Origin of the sequence: Solicola agrisoli (genome assembly GCF_049059935.1) — a bacterium.
Classification (GTDB): Bacteria; Actinomycetota; Actinomycetes; order Propionibacteriales; family Nocardioidaceae; genus JAURVT01.
Genome location: NZ_JBMGQR010000038.1, coordinates 19,689 through 37,567, shown reverse-complemented (window position 1 = coordinate 37,567; position 17,879 = coordinate 19,689). Strand labels below are relative to the sequence as shown.

Here is a 17,879-nt window from a genome sequence, read left to right as displayed (position 1 = left end):
ACTCCGCGCCGCCCATGAGCTCGACGATCCGGGCGTCCTGCTCGGGTGCCGAGAGCAGGGTCATCGGGTCGGCGAAGTCGGCGGGGTCCTGGTGCTCGCGGACGACGCCGTAGCAGAACGAGTGGAACGTGGTGGCCACCGGCAGCGAGCCCGACCCGCGCAACCGGGCGCCCAGTCGCGACCGCAGCTCCTCGGCCGCCTTGCGGCTGAAGGTCAGCACCAGGACCCGCCGGGGGTCGACGTCCCGCTGCTCCACCCGCGCGGCGACCGTCTCGACCAGCGTCGTGGTCTTGCCGGTGCCGGGGCCGGCGAGCACCAGCAGCGGGCCGCCCGGGTGGTCGACGACGGCCTGCTGGCTCGCGTCGAGCACCGGTGCCGCCTGCGGGGTGGCAGCAGGACGGGTCAGGACGTACGTGGGGGGCATGCGGACATCGCACCAGCCACCACCGACAGAAGCCCGCGCGCCGCAGGTGGGTGCGGGAGCGGCCTCGTCGTCAGGTCTCCCCGACTCCGAGGCCGCTCCCCCCGAGAAGCGCCGTAGCACCATTGCAAGAGGCGACCGCAGCACGCGGGTCGACTTCTCGACCGGTGCGACGGCGTCCCGACGTCATCAACGCGCGGGTGTGCGTGGGGTTACGGGTGGATGGGCAGTTCGTGTGGGTTCGACCCCTGCCGGGGCCCGGCTGGCTGTTTCCTGTGGTGCTGGAAGAGCGCAGCGAGGACGGCGGCGATGGGGGCCGGCGGTCGGGTGTGCTGTCTTCGGCTGGTCGTCTCGGCCTGCGAGGCGGCACGACCACCGTCCTCGTTGCCGCTCTTCCAGCAACCCCGTCGGAACCCGCACCAGTCGTCCGTGACCGACACCGTCAGGGCGCCCACCGGGCCGCAGCCACGTCCACCCGCAGCGGGCCGTCGAGCCGGCCCCGCAGCGGGGTGCCCTCGGCGAGGTAGTGCTCGCGGGCGCGGGAGGCCAGGTGCGGGGGCAGGGTGCCGTCGGCGCGGACGACGCGCCACCAGCAGACCGCGGCGCCCTCAAGGGCCATCACGCGCCCGACGTGGCGGGCTCCCCCGCGGCCGAGGATCGCCGCGATGCCGCCGTAGGTGACCACGTGGCCCGGGGGCACGGACTCGGCGAGGTCGAGGACGTCGTCGGAGAAGCCGACGAGCCCGGACCCACCGGGCCCGGGCTCGTCGTCGCTCATGTGCTCGGCTGCGTCAGTACGACGGCTGCGAGGGGTCGACCTGGTTGACCCAGGCCACCACGCCGCCGCCGACGTGCACGGCGTCGGAGTAGCCGGCGCCCTTGAGGACGGCCAGCGCCTCGGCCGAGCGCGCGCCCGACTTGCAGTGCAGGACGACCTGCTTGTCCTGCGGCAGCTGGTCGAACGCGTTGCCGTTGAGGAACTCGCCCTTGGGGATGAGCACCGAGCCCGGGATCTTGTTGATCTCGTACTCGTTCTGCTCGCGGACGTCGACGAGGACGAAGTCGCGGGTGCCCTCCTCGCGCTCCTTGAGCATCGAGTCCAGCTGGGTGACCGAGATGGTCGAGTCGGCGGCGGCCTCGGCGGCCTCGTCGCTGATCGCACCGCAGAACGCCTCGTAGTCGTCCATCAGCTTCGTGATCGGCTCGCCCTGGGGGTCGCGACCGATCTTGAGGGTCGTGTAGCGCATCTCCAGCGCGTCGTAGACCATCAGGCGGCCGATGAGGGGGTCGCCGATGCCCGTGATCAGCTTGATCGCCTCGGTGACCATGATCGAGCCGATCGACGCGCACAGGACGCCCAGCACGCCGCCCTCGGCGCACGAGGGGACCATGCCCGGCGGCGGGGGCTCGGGGTAGAGGTCGCGGTACTGCGGACCCTCCTGGGCCCAGAACACCGACACCTGGCCCTCGAACCGGAAGATCGAGCCCCAGACGTACGGCTTGCCGAGGATGACGGCGGCGTCGTTGACCAGGTACCGCGTGGCGAAGTTGTCGGTGCCGTCGACGATGAGGTCGTACTGCTCGAAGATGCCGAGGACGTTGTCGTTCTCGAGGCGCTCCTCGTGCACGATCACCTCGACCAGCGGGTTCGTCTCGGCGATCGACTCCTTGGCCGACACGGCCTTGGACTTCCCGATGTCGGACTGCCCGTGGATGATCTGGCGCTGCAGGTTCGACTCGTCGACCTCGTCGAACTCGACGACGCCGAGCGTGCCGACGCCCGCGGCGGCCAGGTACAGCAGCGCCGGGCTGCCCAGGCCGCCCGCGCCGATGACGAGCACCTTGGCGTTCTTCAGGCGCTTCTGGCCGGCCATGCCGACGTCGGGGATGATCAGGTGCCGGCTGTAGCGGCGGACCTCGTCCTGGGTCAGCTCCTCGGCGGGCTCGACCAGCGGTGCCAGTGCCACGGCGTCTCCTTCGTGTGTGAGCTGCATCGTCGTGCGTGGTGCGCCGCACCTCGCGGGGGCGGCGGTTGCCTCGTAGAACACGAGACCCCTGCGGGGTGTTCCCGCGGACCACCATCCTGCCGGGTCCCCGGGTGCACGACCGACCGTGTCCAGATCGTGACGCGGACGAGTCGGGGTCTGCAGGTTTGAGCCTGGTTGCAGGGGGGAACCGTCCTGCGGTCGCGCCCTGTGGTCCGGGACGCGCTCTCACTCATCAAGGGAGACCTGCATGACCCACCGCAGCTGGCGCACCCTCACCCGGGGCACCGCAGCCGCCACCCTGGCCCTGGCCGTCCTGGCGGGCGGCACCACCGCCCTCGGCGTCCAGTCCGACGACGGGACCGCCGACAAGGCCCGGCAGTCCGGCATCAAGGACAAGAACCGCGAGGACGACTTCGCGCACCCGCTCGGCAACAAGCAGCGCGAGCAGCGGCAGGAGGCCGTCGCCAAGGTCCTGTCGGGCGAGGCGAAGCCGGTCGAGCGCGGCGGCTCGAAGTCGGTGAAGATCGCCGACGGCGAGTACGTCGCGTACGACGCCGAGCGCACCGCCGACGTGTTCACCGTGCTCACCGAGTTCGGCGACAAGACCAAGTCCGGCCTCGGCACCGGCGCCGGTCCGGTGCACAACCAGATCAAGAAGCCCGACCGGAACTACGACGGCAGCGCCACCGACGACAACTCCACCTACTGGACCAAGGACTTCGACCGGGCCCACTACCTGGAGATGATGTTCGCCGACACGAACAGCTTCAAGCACTTCTACTCCCAGCAGTCCAACGGCCGCTTCCGCGTGCAGGGCGACGTCAGCAACTGGGTCAAGGTCCCCTACAACGAGGCCCGTTACGGCTCCAACGAGAACCCCGCCGGCGAGTCCGAGGGCTACTGGAACTACGTCAAGGACTCCCTGACGGCCTGGTACGCCGACCAGAAGGCGCAGGGCAAGACCGCCGCGCAGATCAAGGGCTACCTGGCGCAGTTCGACGTCTACGACCGCTACGACCACGACAATGACGGCGTGTTCGACGAGCCGGACGGCTACATCGACCACTTCCAGGCCATCCACGCCGGCGAGGGCGAGGAGGCCGGCGGCGGGGCCCAGGGCGAGGACGCGATCTGGTCGCACCGCTGGTACGCATTCGCGACCGACCAGGGCAAGACCGGCCCGTCGCAGAACCTCGCCGGAGGCGCGCAGATCGGCGACACCGGCATCTGGGTCGGCGACTACACCACCGAGCCCGAGAACGGCGGCCTCGGCGTGTTCGCGCACGAGTTCGGCCACGACCTCGGCCTGCCCGACCTGTACGACACCGCGGGCGGCGACAACGGCACCGGCTTCTGGACGCTGATGAGCTCGGGCTCGTGGCTCAACACCGGCAAGACCGACATCGGCACCAAGCCCGGCTACATGGGGGCGTGGGAGAAGCTGCAGCTCGGCTGGCTCGACCACACCACGGTCGACTACGGCAAGAACACCAAGATCACGCTCGACCCGGCGTCCCAGGCCAGCCCCACGACCAAGACGCAGGCCGTCGCGGTGAACCTGCCGGACAAGAAGCTGAGCGAGAGCCTGAACACCCCCCGCACCGGCACCAAGGAGTTCTGGAGCGGCAAGGGCAACGGCCTGGACAACACCATGAGCACCACCGTCGACCTCACCGGCACGACGACCGCGAGCCTGTCGGCCGCGCTCCAGCTCGCCACCGAGAAGGACTACGACTACCTCTGGACCGAGGCGTCGACGGACGGCAAGACCTGGACCAAGCTCGACGACGGCCTGAGCGGCACCGCCCCGTGGGCGACCACGACGTGGGACCTCACCCCGTTCGCCGGCGCGCCCGTCCAGGTCCGCTTCCGGTACCAGACCGACACCGCGGTCGCCGAGAACGGCGTGTTCGTGGACGACGTCGTCGTGACCGCCGACGGCGCCCCGGTGCTGTCCGACGGCGCCGAGGGCGACACCGGCGCCTGGACGTTCGACGGCTTCTCGGTCATCGACGGCACCTACTCGCGCACCGTGCCGCAGTACTACCTCGCCGAGAACCGCACCTACGACGGCTACGACGCCACGCTGCGGACGGGGCCGTACAACTTCGGCTACGGCGACACCAGGCCGGACTGGGTGGAGCGGTACCCGTACCAGAACGGCCTGCTGGTCACGTACGCCAACGGCGAGTTCGAGGACAACAACACCTCCACCCACCCCGGTGGCGGGCAGGTCCTGCCGGTGGACGCACGACCCGCGCCCCTGAAGGCCAGCGACGGCTTCCGCTTCAACCAGCGGGCGCAGTCCTTCGACGCCACCTTCGGGCTCGAGGCCACCGACGAGGTCGTGCTGCACCACAACGGCACACCCCGCCTGGTCGGCGAGCGTCCGGGCGTCGCCACCTTCAACGACTCCGACCCCGCCCGCTACTGGCGCGCGGACAACCCGTCGGGCTCGACGAAGGTCGCGGGCTCGGGCACGCGCATCAGCGTGCTCCGCTCGCTCGAGGGCGGCGACCGCCTGCAGCTGCAGATCGCGTTCGCCAAGAAGTGACGCACCCGTCGACGACGTCGCCCCCGTGCCACCACGGCACGGGGGCGGCGTGGCGCCGTTCCCGTCCGATTTCCCACCGTTCGGCCGGGCTGCGTCCCGGTGGACCGGCCGGTCGTTAGGATGCTGCGGTGAGTGACACCCCCATCCAGGAGCGCCCCCGAGGCGGCCGACTCCCGCGCAGCGCCCGACGCGCGCAGCTGTTCGACGCCGCGCTCGAGGTGTTCGTCGCCAACGGCTACCACGCCGCGGCGATGGACGACATCGCCGAGCGCGCCGGCGTCTCCAAGCCCGTCCTCTACCAGCACTTCCCCGGCAAGCTCGAGCTGTACCTCGCGCTGCTCGACACCTCCTGCGACCAGGTGATCGAGGCCGTGCGCGTCGCGCTCGCGTCGACCGACGACAACAAGCAGCGCGTGCAGGCCACGATGGACGTCTTCTTCAGCTACGTCGACGACCAGCAGGCCGCGTTCCGGCTTGTCTTCGAGTCCGACGTGCTGAACGAGCCCGCCGTGCGCAGCCGCGTCGACCGCGTCACGTCCGAGACGGCCGCCGCCGTGGCCGAGGTCATCGGCGAGGACACCGGCCTGCCGCCCGTCGCCTCCGAGCTGCTCGCCACCAGCCTGGTGGGCATGGGGCAGGTCGCGGCCCGCTCGTGGCTCGACAACGGCTCCGCGCTCAGCAAGGACGACGCCGTCGCGCTCGTCAGCGGGCTGTCGTGGCGCGGCATCCGCGGGTTCCCCCGCACCGACGACCCGGCCTGAGGCCGCACGTTTCGCCCGCAGCGGACGAGCCGCCTCTGCCGTGGGCGGGCGGCTGCACACCCGATACGGTGAGCAGAGCCTGACCTGGACGCCCCGTGGACCCGCGGAGGCGACGCAGACCCGAGAGGAACCCCGTGGACGTGCGCATCGGCGTGCAGAACGCCGCCCGTGAGATGACCGTCGACGCCGAGCTGGACCGCGACGCGATCGTCGAGGCCCTGCGTGCCGCGATCGCCGACGAGGGACTGCTGGTGATCAAGGACAAGAAGGGCGGCTCGGTCGTCGTGCCCGCCGAGAAGATCGCCTACCTGGAGTTCGGCGCCGACAACGGTCGCACCGTCGGCTTCGGCGGCTGACGCAGAGCCCAGCACCACCCCGACGTCCGTCGGTCCCGCACCCGGGGCCGGCGGACGTCGTCGTTCGCCCGACCGCCTGACGGCGCGCCGCTGCCGCCCCTAGCCTGGGCGCCACGGAGCCGTGGCCGCCGGGCCGGCAGAGGGAGCCCGATGAACCGCGTGCCGCAGCTCGTCCTGGCCAACGTCGCCGTGCTCGCCCTCGGGTGGGCGCTCGAGCTGGTCGTCTTCGCGCTCGGCGGGCTCGCCGGCGTCGAGATGGTCGCGCTCCGAGTGCTCACCGTCGCCGCCTGCGTGGCGGTCAGCACCGTGATCGTCCGGGCCACGTCGCGAACACCTCGCATCGATCCGATCGCCTCCGCGGCCACGGCCGCGACGGTCGTCGCCGTCAACGTGGCGGTGGTCGGCGCGGCCTACGTGCTCCTGGTCGGCATCGCGCCGTACGGCGTCGGCTCGGTCGAGGTGGTCGGACTGATCGCGATCACCGTGCTGGGGTGCATCGTCGCGACCGTCCTCGTGCTGCGGTCGGCCGCGCGGGTCAGGACGCGAGGCCGAGCCTGGCCATCCGGCCGGCGTGGTTCTCGGTGAGGCGCGCGAACATCCGTCCGATGCCCGCGAGGTCCATGCCCGGGCGGTCGGCGCCGCCGACGAGCACCGTGGTGAGGCCGTCGTGCTCGGCGGCGATGCCCTGCGCCTGGCTGAGCGCCTCGCCGACCAGGCGGCGGCCCCACAGGGCCAGTCGCCCGCCCACGCGAGGGTCCTCCTCGATCGCGGCCCGCACCCGCTCGACGACGAACTCCGAGTGCCCGGTCGCGCCGAGCGTCTCCAGGATCAACGTGCGGGTGCCCTGGTCGAGGAACGCGGCGATCTCGCGGTAGAAGTCGGCGGCGAGCCCGTCGCCGACGTACGCCTTGACCAGGCCCTCGAGCCAGTCGCGCGGGGCGGTCTTGGCGTGGAACCGCTCGTAGGTCTCGCGGAACGGCTCCATCGCCTCGAACGGGTCCTCGCCGAGGGCCAGCAGGCCGTCGTGCAGCGCCTGGAAGTGGCCGAACTCGGCGCTGGCCATCGCCGAGATGGCCGCCTTGTCGCGCATGCCCGGTGCCAGCTTGGAGTCCTCGGCCAGCCGCTCGAACGCGGTCAGCTCGCCGTAGGCGAGCACGCCCAGCAGCTCGACGACGCCGACCCGGTACATGGGGTCGTCGAAGGCGGCGATGCTGGCGGAGTGGGTCGTGGTCGTGGCGTCGACAGGCTCGGCGGGCATGGTCGAACACTATCGCCGCGCCCGGCGGATACACTGGTAGCGACCCGTCCTGGCGCCAGGACGCGGCTGTGACGTCCGCGTGGGTGGTGAACCCTCAGCTGTCGAGCGTCCCAGGGCCGTCCCGAGCGCCGGACCGCGCAGCGACGTCGGCCGACGCGCAGCGCGCCGCTCGACTGAATTGATGAAGACCCTGACCACCTTCACTGACCTCGGCGTCCTGCCCGAGATCGCCGACGCGCTCGCAGCCAAGGGCATCACGTCCCCCTTCCCCATCCAGGAGATGACCCTCTCGGTCGCCCTGATGGGCACCGACCTGATCGGCCAGGCGCGCACCGGCACCGGCAAGACGCTCGCGTTCGGCATCCCCGTCGTGCAGCGCACCGTCGCGCCGCACGACGCGGACTACGCCGACCTCGCCGCCCCGGGCAAGCCCCAGGCCCTGGTGATCGCCCCCACCCGTGAGCTCGCGCTCCAGGTGCACGGCGACATCGTCACCGCCTCGGCCAACCGCGGCACCACGACGATCAACATCTACGGCGGCGTGCCGTACGAGCCGCAGCTCGACGCGCTGGCCAAGGGCGTCGACATCGTCGTCGGCACGCCTGGCCGCCTGCTCGACCTCGCCAACCGCGGCGCGCTCGACCTGTCGCACGTCAAGTCGCTCGTCCTCGACGAGGCCGACGAGATGCTCGACCTCGGCTTCCTGCCCGACGTGGAGCGCCTGCTCGCCAAGACGCCCGAGACCCGCCAGACGATGCTGTTCTCGGCCACGATGCCGAGCGCCATCGTCACGCTGGCGCGCAAGCACATGCGCCACCCGATGAACATCCGCGCCGAGTCCGGCGAGGACAACCAGATGGTGCCCACGACGGCGCAGTTCGTCTACCAGGCCCACGACCTCGACAAGCCCGAGGTCGTCGCCCGCATCCTGCAGTCCGAGGACCGCGGCCGCGTCATCATCTTCACCCGCACCAAGCGCTCGGCGCAGCGCGTCGCCGACGACCTGCAGGAGCGCGGCTTCCCCGCGTCCCCGCTGCACGGCGACATGGCGCAGGTGGCCCGCGAGAAGGCCATGACGCGCTTCCGCGAGGGCAAGGTGCTGATCCTGGTCGCCACCGACGTCGCCGCCCGCGGCATCGACGTCCAGGACATCACGCACGTCATCAACTACACGTGCCCCGAGGACGACAAGACCTACGTCCACCGGATCGGCCGCACCGGCCGCGCCGGCGCCACCGGCATCGCGATCACGTTCGTCGACTGGGCCGACGTGGTGCGCTGGAAGACGATCAACGCTTCGCTCGGCCTGCCGTTCGACGAGCCGCAGGAGACGTACTCCACGTCCGACCACCTCTACCACGACCTCGGCATCTCCCGGGACGTCACCGGTCGCCTGGTGCCCGCTCCCCCGCAGGAGCCGCGCCAGAAGCCCGCCGGCGGCGGGCGTGGGCGTGACGGCGGCCGTGACGGTGGGCGCGCCGAGCGTCCGGCCCGCAGCCGCGACCGCCAGCGCACCCGTCGCCGCAGCGGCGAGGCCGTCGACGGCGCCGAGCAGCCCGCGGGCGACGCGTCGGTGGCCGTGGCCGACGGCGCCCAGGCCGACGGCGACGCCTCGCGTCCCCGTCGTCGCCGCCGCCGTCGCAGCGGTGGCAGCGAGTCCGGCTCCGGCGACACCGCCACCGCCTGACGCAGGCCAGGACGACGCCCCCGTCCGCGATCTGAAGCCTTCGGGTGGTCGAACGGGCCGTTTGACCACCACGAGGCTTCAGATCGCGGACGCGGGCGTCAGTCGAGGAGCCTCTCGCCCCAGGTGCGGGCCGACACGTCGGTGAGGGACGCGACCTGGTCGACGACGACGCGCAGGCGCGCGGCGTCGTCGGTGGCCGCGGCGTGGTCCTCGGCCAGCTCGGGCTCGAGGTGCCCCTCGGGGTCGGCCGACAGACGCTCGACGAGCGCCGTGACCAGCTCGCGCTGGTCGCGCAGCACCGCGACGCGTTCGTCGGTGCGCATGACGAAGTGCGCCGCGACGGCCTTGAGCACGACGATCTCGTCGCGGGTGCCGTCCGGCACGACCACGTCGGCGTGGTGCCGCACCAGCCGTCCGGTGCCGTGACGCTCGCGCGTGGCGGCGAGCACCGACGACACGAACCGCCCCACCAGCGCGCTGGTCAGGCCCTTGAGCGCCCCACGCGCGTGGCGTCCGCCGTCGAACGGGCCGGTGGGCCACTCGGGCATCGCGGTCAGGCGGCCCAGCGCCTCGTCCAGGCCGGCGTCGGTGGAGTCGGGCGCGTACCAGTCGCGCGCCACCACCCAGACGTCCGCGGCCTCGGCGCGCACCTGGTCCAGGCCCACCCATCCCCCGACGACGGCGTCCTCGACGTCGTGCACGGAGTAGGCGACGTCGTCGGCCAGGTCCATCACCTGCGCCTCGACGGCCTGCCGCACGCCCGGCGTGCCGGCGCGGCACCAGTCGAAGACGCGGCGGTCGTCCTCGTAGACGCCGAACTTGCGGACGGCACGGCGCGTCCCGTCGCCGTGACGGCCGAGCGGGTCGGGGGCGTCGTCGAGGCCCCACGGGTACTTGACGCAGGCGTCGAGGGTCGCGCGGGTGAGGTTGAGGCCGACGCTGGCGCCGCCCGCGTCGAAGGTCTTGGACTCCAGGCGGGTGAGGATCCGCAGCGTCTGGGCGTTGCCCTCGAACCCGCCGCACGCCACCGCGGCCTGGTGCAGCGCGCGCTCGCCGTTGTGGCCGAACGGCGGGTGGCCGAGGTCGTGCGCCAGCGCGGCGGAGTCGACGACGTCGGGGTCGCAGCCGAGCGACTTGCCGAGCTCGCGGGCCACCTGCGCCACCTCGAGCGAGTGCGTCAGCCGGTTGCGGACGAAGTCCGTGGCGGGCCCCAGCACCTGCGTCTTGGCCGACAGGCGGCGCAGTGCGGCGCCGTGGAGCACGCGGGCTCGGTCGCGCTCGAACGACGTGCGGTCGGTGCGCTTGGCCGGCTCGGGCACCAGGCGCTCGCGTGCCTCCTCGCCGTAGGGGCCGTCGGTGTCGCTCACGCCAGCACCCTATTCACCAGCGGCCACGACGCGGCCGCGGCTGGCAGGTCGGGCACGTGAACGACGAGCGGTTCATGAAGGCGTCCCGCCGCACCGGCGTGCCGCAGCGCGGGCACGGGCGCCCCTCCTGGCCGTAGACGGCGAGCGAGCGGTCGAAGTACCCGCTCTGGCCGTTGACGTTGACGTAGAGCGCGTCGAACGACGTGCCGCCCTGCTCGAGCGCGGACTCCATCACCGTGCGGACGCCGTCGAGCACGCGGGCGACCTCTGGACGCGTGAGCGTCTCGGTGGGGCGGGCGAAGTGCAGGCGCGCGCGCCACAGCCCCTCGTCGGCGTAGATGTTGCCGATGCCGGACACCAGGCCCTGGTCGAGCAGCGCCCGCTTGAGACCGGTCTTGCGACGGTGGAGACGCTGCATGAACACGACGTCGTCGAACCGCGGGTCGAGGGCGTCGCGGGCGATGTGCGCGATCTCGGGCGGCAGCGTGGCGCCGTCCTCGCTGATCGTCAGCCCGCCGAACATCCGCTGGTCGACGAAGCGCAGCTGCTGCCCGTCGTCGAGCTCCATCACGACCCGCAGGTGCCGCTCGGCCTCGGCCCCGGGCGTCTGCACGAGCATCTGGCCGCTCATGCCGAGGTGGACCAGGATCGCGGCGCCGTCGTCGAGCGCCAGCCACAGGTACTTGCCGCGTCGGTCGACCGAGGCGACGCGACGGCCGGTGAGCCGGTCGGCGAAGTCGAGCGGGCCGGGCAGGTGGCGCCGGACGGGGCGCGGGTGCAGCACGCTCACCGCGGTGATGGTGCGGCCGACGACGTGGTCGGCGAGGCCGCGGCGGACGACCTCGACCTCGGGGAGCTCGGGCACCGGCTAGGCGGGCTCGAGGGGCGGGGGCTCGATGCCGGCGGCGTCGGCACCGATCGTCTCGGGGGTGACGTCGTTGATCGCCGAGGAGATCGCGCGCCAGGCCGTCTCGGCGACCTGCTGCTCGGCCTCCTTCTTGGAGCGGCCGACGCCGTCGCCATAGGTCTGGCCGCCGACGCGCACCTTGGCGACGAAGGTCTTCTGGTGGTCGGGCCCGCTCTCGGACAGCCGGTACTCCGGCACGCCGAGCGAGTGGTCGGCCGACAGCTCCTGGAGGCTGGTCTTCCAGTCCAGGCCAGCGCCGAGCCCCGCCGCGTTGGCGATCACGGGGTCGAACATCTGGTGGACGACGCGCGAGGCGCCGTCGAAGCCGAACTGCAGGTACACCGCGCCCAGCAGCGCCTCGACCGTGTCGGACAGGATCGAGGACTTGTCGCGTCCCCCCGTGGCCTCCTCGCCCCGGCCGAGCCGCAGGTGCGGCCCGATGCCGAGGGTGCGGGCGACGTCGGCGAGGGCGCGCGCGTTGACGACCGCGGCGCGCAGCTTGGCCAGACGGCCCTCGGGCAGGTCGGGGTGACCGTTGAACAGCGTGTCGGTGACGACGAGCCCCAGCACCGCGTCGCCCAGGAACTCCAGGCGCTCGTTGTTGGGGAGGTTGCCGTTCTCGTACGCGAACGACCGGTGCGTCAGCGCATGGCTGAGCAGGCCGCGGTCGAGATCGGGGACCCCCAGGGCCTCCGCGAGCTCGTCCGCGGCCTCAGCACCCGTCGACGAAGCGTCGGCGGGCCCGGTGTCGGCGCCCACCGGACGCGTCAGAGCACCTGGCGGCGGTCGTTCCGGGCGCCGTACTGCCCGCACTCGGCGCACGCGCGGTGCGGCAGGTGCTTGGCGTTGCACGCGGGGTTGGTGCAGTCGACCAGGCTGACCGCCGTGGTCTTCCACTGCGAACGGCGGTGGCGCGTGTTGCTGCGCGACATCTTCCGCTTCGGAACGGCCACGTCTCAGTCCTCCTGGTCGTCACCGGGCTGGTCGCCCGGTGTCTTCACGGTCCGGGCGAGCTGCCCGTCGTCTGTCTGATCCTGCTTCAACCGGTCCAGCGCCGCCCACCTGGGGTCGAGCGCCTCGCCGTGAGTGTGATCCGGGTCGTCCGCGAGCCGCGCGCCGCACTCGGCGCACAGCCCGGGGCAGTCCGGGCGACACAGCGGGTTCTGCGGCAGCGTGAGCACCACCGCGTCCCGCAGGACGGGCTCGAGGTCGAGCAGGTCTCCCTCGAGCCGGCGGACACCTTCGTCGTCCTCGTCCGCCGGGACATCTGCGTCGTCGTAGACGTACAGCTCCTGGAGGTCCACCTCGAGGTCTTCGTGGAGGTCCTCCAGGCACCGCACGCACTGACCCTCGAGCTGTACCGCGGCGGAGCCGGTCACCAGGACCCCCTCCATCACCGACTCGAGCCGGAGCTCCAGGTCGATGCCGCTGCTCTCGGGCACGCCGATGACGTCGATGCCCAGATCTGCCGGTGCCTCCTCGGTGGTGGTGACCGTCTTCTGCGTGCCGGGTCGCCGTCCGAGCTCCCGCGTGTCGAGCACGAGGGGCGCCCTGGGGTCGAGCGTAGGCACTGGTCACATCCAACGTCGTGTCCGACGTGGGTGCGCGGGGCACCACCGTCGAGCAGGCACAAACAGGTCATGGCCCGCAAGCAGGCCAACGGAGAGTCTATCCAACCTGGGACCGGGCGCCTAATCCTGGGCCAGTCGCTCCTTCAGCGCGACGACGACGTGCGCCGGGACGAGTGCGCTGACGTCGCGTCCGCCCCGCGCGACCTCCTTGACCAGGCTCGAGGCCAGGTAGGACCACTCGGGGCTGGTGGGCACGAAGACCGTGTCGACGGTGGTGAGCGAGCCGTTCATCTGGGCCATCTGCAGCTCGTAGTCGAAGTCGGAGACCGCGCGCAGGCCCTTCACCACGACCTGCGAGTCGTGCTCCTCGCAGAAGTCGACGAGCAGCCCGCCGAAGGAGTCGACGACGACGTTGGGCAGGTGGGCGACCGCGGTGCGGATCAGGTCCATCCGCTCGTCGGCGGTGAACATGCCCTTCTTGGACGCGTTGGCGCCGACCGCGACCACGACCTCGTCGAAGAGCTTCGCGGCCCGCTCGATGATGTCGACGTGGCCGTTGGTCACGGGGTCGAACGACCCGGGGCAGACCGCTCTACGCATGCGGCTGACCGTACCAAAGCGTCGTCTCCCCGTAGGTGCGGTCGCGCAGGGCCTCCAGGCCCGCGGGCCAGGTGTGGCCGCCGCGGGCCGAGCGCTCCACGACCACCACCGCGTCGGGGTCGAGCCAGCCCGGCAGGGCGAGGGCGGCGAGGTCGTCGGCGACGTCGTCGGCGGACACGTCGTAGGGCGGGTCGAGGAAGACCACGTCGAACGGGTGCTCGGGCCGGCCCTCGAGGTGGGTGCGCACCTTGGACCGGACCACCCGCGAGCCCGGCAGGCCGAGCAGCCGCACGTTCTCGCGGACGACGTCGCAGGTGCGCGCGTCGACCTCGACCATGACGGCCTCGAGCGCGCCCCGCGAGAGCGCCTCGAGCCCGACGGCTCCCGAGCCGGCGTAGAGGTCGAGGACGCGCAGGCCGTCCAGGCCGCCCATCTCCGAGACCAGGCTGGCGAACAGCGACTCGCGCACCCGGTCGGTGGTGGGACGCGTGCGGCTGCCCGGGGGCGTGCGCAGGCGTCGTCCCCGCGCGGTGCCGGCGATGATGCGGGTCACGACTTCTCCAGGTACTCCGCGCGGGTGGTGGCCTCGAGGTCGAGGACCGCCAGGAGCAGCGCGGGGTGGTCGGCCAGGGTGGGGTCGGACGCGACGACGGCGCGGGCGTCGTCGCGGGCCTCGGCGATCACGTCCTCGTCGTGGATGACCGACAGCAGCTTGAGGCTGGAGCGGACGCCGGACTGCTGGGCGCCGAGGACGTCGCCCTCGCGCCGCAGCTCGACGTCGAGCCGGGCGAGGGCGAACCCGTCGGTGGTGGAGGCGACGGCGTCGAGCCGGACGCGGGCGGGCGAGGCCGCGTCGGTGTCGGTGACGAGCAGGCACAGGCCCGGCTCGCTCCCCCGGCCCACCCGGCCGCGCAGCTGGTGCAGCTGCGAGACGCCGAAGCGGTCGGCGTCCATGACGACCATCGCGGTGGCGTTGGGGACGTCGACGCCCACCTCGACGACGGTGGTGGCGACGAGCACGTCGATCTCGCGGGCGGCGAAGGCCGTCATGGTGGCGTCCTTGTCGTCGGGGGTCATGCGTCCGTGCAGGACGGCCACGCGCAGCCCCTCCAGCGGCCCGGCGACGAGCTCGTCGTAGGTCTCGACGACGCTGCGCATCGGTCGCTCGCCGTCCTCGGGCGGCTGGGGGTCTGGCTCGTCGCCGATGCGGGGGCACACGACGTAGGCCTGCCGGCCCTTCTCGACCTCCTCGCGCACCCGCTCCCACGCCCGGGCCAACCAGGCCGGGCGCTCGGCGGCGGGGACGACGCTGCTCTGGATGGGCTGACGCCCGGCGGGCAGCTCGCTGAGCACCGACGTCTCGAGGTCGCCGAACGCCGTCATCGCGACGGTGCGCGGGATCGGGGTGGCCGTCATGACCAGCACGTGCGGTGCGGTGGCGGCCTTGGCCGAGAGCGCGGCGCGCTGCTCGACGCCGAAGCGGTGCTGCTCGTCGATCACGACCAGGCCGAGGTCGGCGAACTGCACCTTGTCCTCGAGCAGCGCGTGGGTGCCGACGACGATGCCCGCCTCGCCCGACGCGGCGTCGAGCATGGCCTCCCTGCGCGACCGGGTGCCCATCGAGCCGGTGAGCAGGCGCACCCGGGTGGCCTCGGACGCGCCGCCGAGCATGCCGCCCGCGGCGAGGTCGCCGAGCATCCTGGTCATCGAGCGGTGGTGCTGCTGGGCGAGCACCTCGGTGGGCGCGAGCAGCGCGGCCTGGCCGCCGGCGTCGACCACCTGGAGCATCGCCAGCAGCGCGACGATCGTCTTGCCGGAGCCGACCTCACCCTGCAGCAGCCGCTGCATGGGGTGCGGGCGCACGAGGTCGGCGTCGAGCTCGGCCAGCACCTCCTGCTGCCCGGCGGTGAGCGTGAACGGCAGCCGCTCGAGGAAGGCGGCGCGGACGCCGTCGGGACGCGGGGGCCGCGTGGTGGCCGCGACGGCGGTGGCGGCGGCGCGTCGGTGCGCGAGCACCGTCTGGAGCAGGAACGCCTCGTCGACCTTGAGCCGCTCGCGCGCGCGGACGTGGTCGGCGGTGTCGACGGGGCGGTGCACCGCGTGGAGCGCGTCGACCAGCGACATCAGCGAGTGCCGGTCGCGCACCTCGCGCGGCAGCGGGTCGTCGATGTCCTCGTCGAGAGCGTCGAGCACCAGCCCGATGCAGTCGCGGATCGTCCAGGTGGTGATGGCCGCGGTGGCCGCGTAGATGGGCAGCGGCTTCTGCAGCTCCTCCATCGCCAGCATCACCTCGGCGTCCTGGGAGTCCGTGGCCTCGCCGAACAGCTTGTGCTCGGGGTGCGCGAGCTGGCGGCGGCCGTTGAAGACGCTGACCTTGCCCGCGAACAGGCCGATGGAACCGACGCGCATCCGCTGGTCGAGCCAGGGCTGGCGGAAGAACGCGAGCGCCAGCCGCCCGGAGCCGTCGGTGACGACGACCTCGTGCCGGCAGTCCTTGTAGCCGGGCGCCCCTCCGCGTCCGCGCGGCTTCATCGGGTACTTGCGCACCGACTCGACGCGCGCCATCACCGTGACGTCGTCGCCGATCTCGAGCTCGGAGAGGTCGGTGAGCTCGCCATGCTCGACGTAGCGGCGTGGGTAGTGGCGCAGCAGCCCCTCGACCGAGGTGATCTCGAGCGCCTTGGCCAACACCTTCTCGGCCTTGCCGCCCACGACGTCGGTGAGGCGCGACCCCAGCCCCACGCGGCTGGTCACTCGACCGCCAGCAGGAGCGGGTACCGGCGCTGCCCGCCGTCGTAGGTGACGGTGTCGACGTACGGCCAGGTGGCCTCGACGCGGCGCTGCAGCTGCTCGATGACGGCGTCGGGCAGGCCCTCGCCCGCCACCAGCGTGACCAGCTCGGCGCTGCCCGACATCAGGGTGCGGACGACCTCGAACGCGACCTCGCCGACGTCCTGACCGACGAACGAGAACTCGGCGTCGACGACGCCCAGCACGTCGCCCGGCGCGCACGGCCCGGCCATCGTGATGCCGTGGGCGTCGGCGAAGGTGACGGCGCCGTGCTGGGTGTGGCCCGCGGCGCTCGTCATGGCGATGACGTCGTCGGAGAAGTCGCGTCCGGGCTCGTGGACGGCGACCGCCGCGAGGCCCTGCACCTGGGTGCGCGTGGGCACGACGGCGACGTGACGGGTGCCGTCGCGCAGCTGGTGGGCGGCCGCCTCGCAGGGGGCGACGTGGTCGGACCCGTTGGGCAGCAGCACCACCTCGTCGGCGGTGCTGGCCGCGACGGCCTCGACCACCTGACGCGCCTGCACGCCGTCGCCGACCTGGACCGACAGCGTGGTGGCTCCCGCCTCGGTGAACAGCGTGGTGAGGCCGGGGCCGGCGGTGACCGCCAGGACCATGCGGGTCGGCGTCGCCCCGCCGGCGAGCGCGCGCACCTGCTCGTGCAGGTGGGTGACGCCGATGCGGTGCGGGCGGCCGGCGACGACGCCGGCCTCGATGGCGGCGCCCACGTCGTCGACGTGCACGTGGACGTTCCAGATGCCGTCGCCGCCCACCACGACCAGCGAGTCGCCGAGGGGGTGCAGCGTCTCGCGCAGGACGGACACGGCGTCGTCGTCGGCGTCGAGCAGGTAGGTGACCTCGTACCCGGGGCCGTCGGGCAGCGCGGACATCGGCAGCGGGACGGGGATGTGCGGCGGGCTCGACCCCTCGCGGTCGGGGTCCCACCGGCCGGTGAGCACCCGCTCGGTGGTGTCGAGCACGACGACGAGCGCGCGGCCGCCGGCGTCGACGACCCCGGCCTCGGCCAGCCGCGGCATCTGCTGCGGGGTGCGGACGAGCGCCGCACGCGCCGCGGCGCAGGCGGCCGCGAGCGCGCGCTCGGCGTCGCCGCCGTCGCGGGCGGCGTCCTCGGCGCCGGTGGCGGCGGCCGACGCCACCGACAGGATCGTGCCCTCGACGGGCGTGCCGACGGCCTCGTACGAGGCGACGGCCGCGGTGCGCAGGGCGCGCGCGACGTCGTCGGCCGACAGGTCGAGCGAGAGCCCCTGCAGCGAGCCGAACATCGCACGCAGCAGCTGCGCCATGATCACGCCGGAGTTGCCCTTGGCGGCCAGCAGCGCGCCGTCGACGAACGCGCGGACGCACGCCTGGAGGTCGTCGCCCGCCGCGACGAGGGGGGCGGCGTCGGCCGCGGCGGCGTCGAAGGTGAGGTAGACGTTGGTGCCGGTGTCGCTGTCGGGCACGGGGAAGACGTTGAGCGCGTCGATCTCGGCGCGGGCCGAGCCGAGCGCCTGCACGCACGCCCGCGCCCACAGGCCGAACGCCGCGGTCGTCATCGGCACCGTCATGGTGCGGAACACTATCGACCGGCACCGACGAGGGAGCCGATTGGCCTGGGCCCG

The 17,879-nt window shown here is 72.7% G+C and carries 18 protein-coding genes; 5 read left to right on the top strand and 13 right to left on the bottom strand.

The genetic code is table 11. The annotated features are described in order from the left end of the window. From ACI6PP_RS14040 to moeZ, 3 genes are all read right to left on the bottom strand, one after another. Window positions 1–424: UvrD-helicase domain-containing protein (locus tag ACI6PP_RS14040; RefSeq protein ID WP_421112222.1), on the bottom strand; the 424-nt coding region annotated here is incomplete at its 3' end. 439 nt (window positions 425–863) lie between these two features. Then, window positions 864–1,199 carry an MGMT family protein gene (locus tag ACI6PP_RS14035; protein ID WP_421112221.1) on the bottom strand — a complete coding sequence of 112 codons (336 nt, stop codon included), beginning with the start codon at window positions 1,197–1,199 and terminating at the stop codon, window positions 864–866. A gap of 13 nt (window positions 1,200–1,212) precedes the next feature. After that, window positions 1,213–2,415 carry an adenylyltransferase/sulfurtransferase MoeZ gene (gene moeZ / locus ACI6PP_RS14030; RefSeq protein ID WP_421112220.1) on the bottom strand — a complete coding sequence of 401 codons (1,203 nt, stop codon included), beginning with the start codon at window positions 2,413–2,415 and terminating at the stop codon, window positions 1,213–1,215. Window positions 2,416–2,656: 241 nt separating this feature from the next. Here moeZ and ACI6PP_RS14025 point away from each other — a divergent pair, with 241 nt between their 5' ends. The 4 genes from ACI6PP_RS14025 to ACI6PP_RS14010 all read left to right on the top strand — a co-directional run bounded on the left by ACI6PP_RS14025 (window position 2,657) and on the right by ACI6PP_RS14010 (window position 6,665). Continuing rightward, window positions 2,657–4,963: an immune inhibitor A domain-containing protein gene (locus ACI6PP_RS14025; protein WP_421112219.1), complete on the top strand. Its 2,307-nt coding sequence runs from the start codon at window positions 2,657–2,659 to the stop codon at window positions 4,961–4,963. Between the two features lie 128 nt (window positions 4,964–5,091). Next, window positions 5,092–5,724 carry a TetR/AcrR family transcriptional regulator gene (locus ACI6PP_RS14020; RefSeq protein ID WP_421112218.1) on the top strand — a complete coding sequence of 211 codons (633 nt, stop codon included), beginning with the start codon at window positions 5,092–5,094 and terminating at the stop codon, window positions 5,722–5,724. 134 nt (window positions 5,725–5,858) lie between these two features. Beyond that, window positions 5,859–6,080, top strand: coding sequence for a DUF3107 domain-containing protein (locus ACI6PP_RS14015; RefSeq protein WP_421112217.1), 222 nt, complete (start codon window positions 5,859–5,861; stop codon window positions 6,078–6,080). 150 nt (window positions 6,081–6,230) lie between these two features. Beyond that, window positions 6,231–6,665, top strand: a complete 435-nt coding sequence (locus ACI6PP_RS14010) for a hypothetical protein (RefSeq protein ID WP_421112216.1) — start codon at window positions 6,231–6,233, stop codon at window positions 6,663–6,665. On the opposite strand, the gene ACI6PP_RS14005 is transcribed toward ACI6PP_RS14010, so the two are convergent. Then, entirely contained in the window at window positions 6,616–7,338 is a 723-nt protein-coding gene (locus ACI6PP_RS14005) for a ferritin-like fold-containing protein (protein ID WP_421112215.1), read from the bottom strand. The genes ACI6PP_RS14010 and ACI6PP_RS14005 overlap by 50 nt on opposite strands. 181 nt (window positions 7,339–7,519) lie before the next feature. Here ACI6PP_RS14005 and ACI6PP_RS14000 point away from each other — a divergent pair, with 181 nt between their 5' ends. After that, complete coding sequence (locus tag ACI6PP_RS14000) at window positions 7,520–9,025, top strand: DEAD/DEAH box helicase (RefSeq protein WP_421112214.1); 1,506 nt, start codon at window positions 7,520–7,522, stop codon at window positions 9,023–9,025. A 98-nt stretch (window positions 9,026–9,123) separates the two neighbouring features. Here ACI6PP_RS14000 and ACI6PP_RS13995 read toward each other — a convergent pair whose 3' ends face one another. From ACI6PP_RS13995 to ACI6PP_RS13955, 9 genes are all read right to left on the bottom strand, one after another. Continuing rightward, on the bottom strand, window positions 9,124–10,392 hold the full coding sequence (locus ACI6PP_RS13995; RefSeq protein ID WP_421112213.1) for a deoxyguanosinetriphosphate triphosphohydrolase: 1,269 nt from the start codon (window positions 10,390–10,392) through the stop codon (window positions 9,124–9,126). A gap of 13 nt (window positions 10,393–10,405) precedes the next feature. Beyond that, window positions 10,406–11,257, bottom strand: coding sequence for a bifunctional DNA-formamidopyrimidine glycosylase/DNA-(apurinic or apyrimidinic site) lyase (mutM, locus tag ACI6PP_RS13990; protein WP_421112212.1), 852 nt, complete (start codon window positions 11,255–11,257; stop codon window positions 10,406–10,408). A 3-nt stretch (window positions 11,258–11,260) separates the two neighbouring features. Then, complete coding sequence (rnc, locus tag ACI6PP_RS13985; RefSeq protein ID WP_421112211.1) at window positions 11,261–12,058, bottom strand: ribonuclease III; 798 nt, start codon at window positions 12,056–12,058, stop codon at window positions 11,261–11,263. An 8-nt stretch (window positions 12,059–12,066) separates the two neighbouring features. After that, complete coding sequence (rpmF, locus tag ACI6PP_RS13980; protein WP_421112210.1) at window positions 12,067–12,252, bottom strand: 50S ribosomal protein L32; 186 nt, start codon at window positions 12,250–12,252, stop codon at window positions 12,067–12,069. A 3-nt stretch (window positions 12,253–12,255) separates the two neighbouring features. Further along, on the bottom strand, window positions 12,256–12,840 hold the full coding sequence (locus ACI6PP_RS13975) for a YceD family protein (RefSeq protein ID WP_421112209.1): 585 nt from the start codon (window positions 12,838–12,840) through the stop codon (window positions 12,256–12,258). Between the two features lie 150 nt (window positions 12,841–12,990). Continuing rightward, the gene (gene coaD, locus ACI6PP_RS13970; RefSeq protein ID WP_421112208.1) at window positions 12,991–13,470 is read right to left on the bottom strand and encodes a pantetheine-phosphate adenylyltransferase; all 480 of its coding nucleotides are present in this window, start codon (window positions 13,468–13,470) and stop codon (window positions 12,991–12,993) included. Next, window positions 13,463–14,023 (bottom strand): 16S rRNA (guanine(966)-N(2))-methyltransferase RsmD, encoded by a 561-nt coding sequence (rsmD, locus tag ACI6PP_RS13965; protein WP_421112207.1) that lies wholly within the window; start codon window positions 14,021–14,023, stop codon window positions 13,463–13,465. The genes coaD and rsmD overlap by 8 nt, the downstream gene beginning before the upstream one ends. After that, window positions 14,020–16,224, bottom strand: a complete 2,205-nt coding sequence (gene recG, locus ACI6PP_RS13960) for an ATP-dependent DNA helicase RecG (protein ID WP_421112206.1) — start codon at window positions 16,222–16,224, stop codon at window positions 14,020–14,022. The genes rsmD and recG overlap by 4 nt, the downstream gene beginning before the upstream one ends. Continuing rightward, window positions 16,221–17,825 carry a DAK2 domain-containing protein gene (locus ACI6PP_RS13955; protein ID WP_421112205.1) on the bottom strand — a complete coding sequence of 535 codons (1,605 nt, stop codon included), beginning with the start codon at window positions 17,823–17,825 and terminating at the stop codon, window positions 16,221–16,223. Before ACI6PP_RS13955 ends, recG begins: the two co-directional genes overlap by 4 nt. Window positions 17,826–17,879: the final 54 nt, after the last annotated feature.

Coding starts and splice junctions, on each gene's coding strand:
- ACI6PP_RS14025 (WP_421112219.1), top strand. CDS start 2,657: ATGACCCACCGCAGCTGGCGCACCCTCACCCGGGGCACCGCAGCCGCC.
- ACI6PP_RS14000 (WP_421112214.1), top strand. CDS start 7,520: ATGAAGACCCTGACCACCTTCACTGACCTCGGCGTCCTGCCCGAGATC.
- ACI6PP_RS13955 (WP_421112205.1), bottom strand. CDS start 17,825: ATGACGGTGCCGATGACGACCGCGGCGTTCGGCCTGTGGGCGCGGGCG.
- ACI6PP_RS14035 (WP_421112221.1), bottom strand. CDS start 1,199: ATGAGCGACGACGAGCCCGGGCCCGGTGGGTCCGGGCTCGTCGGCTTC.
- moeZ (WP_421112220.1), bottom strand. CDS start 2,415: ATGCAGCTCACACACGAAGGAGACGCCGTGGCACTGGCACCGCTGGTC.
- ACI6PP_RS14005 (WP_421112215.1), bottom strand. CDS start 7,338: ATGCCCGCCGAGCCTGTCGACGCCACGACCACGACCCACTCCGCCAGC.
- ACI6PP_RS14010 (WP_421112216.1), top strand. CDS start 6,231: ATGAACCGCGTGCCGCAGCTCGTCCTGGCCAACGTCGCCGTGCTCGCC.
- coaD (WP_421112208.1), bottom strand. CDS start 13,470: ATGCGTAGAGCGGTCTGCCCCGGGTCGTTCGACCCCGTGACCAACGGC.